Annotated in this window: 1 protein-coding gene; it reads left to right on the forward strand. The window is 53.9% G+C overall.

The window, feature by feature from the left end; genetic code table 11:
* The first annotated feature begins 198 nt into the window (after positions 1–198).
* A complete protein-coding gene (locus tag V6D20_12290; protein ID HEY9816559.1) occupies positions 199–801 on the forward strand; it encodes a hypothetical protein in 603 nt (200 codons plus the stop codon).
* Positions 802–1067: the final 266 nt, after the last annotated feature.

Here is a 1067-nt window from a genome sequence, read left to right on the forward strand (position 1 = left end):
CATGCTACCTTCCTTCAGCAGTTCAGTTCCTGAGCTTGCCTGGTCGATTGTGGCATCGGACCTCGACTCCCTCTCTACCACTGGCAAGGCGTACGCTCTGCGAAAGTATCTTAATGATGGGGAGCGCACGTCTGCTGCTTCGCTTGAAAGTGACCTCCGTGACCTTGTTCGCATTCGTGGGCGAACTGCCTACATATCATGTACGTTACTCTCTTTAATATTGCAGATGGTCCTGGTTCGGCTACAATCGATACTACGGCCACGCTGTGGGCGCTTCCTGGCCTTGTTGACCTCACTCCTACACACCCGCATAACGAAAAACTGGCAAATGAAATCGCAGCCATGTCCCTGGGTCCATCTATGCTCGCTGTGGCTGGCATTTCGCTTTCCCTCTATGATGAATCTGTTGGCAATGCAAACCCCAATTTGACCCTTGTTGTATCGGGTACCACAAGTGGTAACGACTACATCAACACGGTCTTCGATGACCCTACTGATGCACCTGTTTCGACGTTCCAGGCCTTCGAAGGGGAGACAGAGCTTGACTTTGCTGCCTCAGGGCAAGGACAGGCCTCTGTTGTCGTGGGCCTGTCCTTCACTCCGGCTTCGTTTGCTACAGTCCCAGAATATCGCGGCATCTTTGTTGAAAAGACTATTCGCGCTTTTGATAGCCTAACAAGCTCTGCCTATGGCCCCATCCTTGAGGCGGTAGTGCCAGGCAATCTTTACCAAGTTACGGTCCAGGTAGCCCGTATGCCACTCACCAGTAGGTCACAACTCCCGACAGTCTCTCCATGGTGAGGGTGGTTGATGCCCTACCAGGCGCCTTGGAAGCGGTCGATGACAACTTGGAAGGCGGGGGCTTCTACCTGCCTTGGTACTATCCACAGTGCCGATTCTGCTCTTGGTATTGGGTGTGGTGGCGAAAGGAGGTCCGTGCCGACCGCGTTGAGTGGCAGGCATCCTCTGTCTCACCTGGCACTCATACCCTCACATACGTTGCCCTAGCTGTGACTGAGGTTCGCATTTGTCCTTGCTCATTTCCTAGGGCCGCTTCTCCGTCCCTT

This window comes from Candidatus Obscuribacterales bacterium, from assembly GCA_036703605.1.
Classification (GTDB): domain Bacteria; phylum Cyanobacteriota; class Cyanobacteriia; order RECH01; family RECH01; genus RECH01.

What these genes read in the sequence shown, in the direction of transcription:
- V6D20_12290 (HEY9816559.1), top strand. Translation starts at nt 199, where the DNA reads ATGTACGTTACTCTCTTTAATATTGCAGATGGTCCTGGTTCGGCTACA.